Origin of the sequence: Pseudoalteromonas shioyasakiensis (assembly GCF_022398475.1) — a bacterium.
Taxonomy (GTDB): domain Bacteria; phylum Pseudomonadota; class Gammaproteobacteria; order Enterobacterales; family Alteromonadaceae; genus Pseudoalteromonas.
Genome location: NZ_JAKEVM010000301.1, coordinates 1 through 774 on the forward strand (window position 1 = coordinate 1; position 774 = coordinate 774).

At 34.9% G+C, this 774-nt stretch carries 1 protein-coding gene; it reads right to left on the bottom strand.

Features of this window, described 5'->3' with window-relative positions; all coding sequences use genetic code 11:
• Positions 1–153: 153 nt before the first annotated feature.
• Positions 154–522 (bottom strand): hypothetical protein, encoded by a 369-nt coding sequence (locus L1D51_RS21610; RefSeq protein ID WP_239964851.1) that lies wholly within the window; start codon positions 520–522, stop codon positions 154–156.
• Positions 523–774: the final 252 nt, after the last annotated feature.

The following is a 774-nucleotide window of genomic DNA, read 5'->3' on the forward strand; positions in this document are numbered from 1 at the left end:
TTATTAATTGGCTAAACAGTTTAAAAGGTTACGTAATGAATTGCTAGGTTTTGGCGGTAAACATCAAGGTAAATCGCACAATAAAAGCTAAGAATTAGCGGTATTTGTAAGCCCAGATATACACAACAAAATAGCGATGACTAGCTCGACCAATTATTGACGAACCAGCCAATTTTTTGCTTTGTTAAAACATTCAAAGTTTTCAGCTTGTAAGTTATAGCGTTTTGCTTTTTGCATAAATAAGTCGTGCATAAAACCATCAAAACTTACAACTATTGCTACAATAGCTTTTTTCAAAGAGTTTGCCACTTCCGGCATAATGGTGAATAAATCAGCAGGTGCGAAATTGTGCGTCATCTCAGACACATCAACGAGTATTTTCTCTGACCCATGTAATTCTGAATATTGTTGGGCAATTTGGTAAAAATTTATCACATCCTGTGCACTAGCAGTCCCTCTTAACGTCATCATCACGAGTGACGTCGATGCATCATAAGTGATGCAAGTAGACACGTTTGGCATAAGTTACTCTAAAAAAAGCGTGGGGGTTAATTTGGCTTAACGGTAGCTGAATCAAAAAGCTGGGCTATTTTATTAATATCGCCTCTCTAGTCAATACCTAGCAATAAAATAGGTATGACCAGTCATAAAATTCAGATTTTAGGATTAGATCTACTTTAAAGAGTTGTTATGCAAATTCATATCTTATTTACTTTAGACACAAGTATGAGTTTTCCTTTCATAGAATCAGCTTTTTCAGATAAACCTATATTT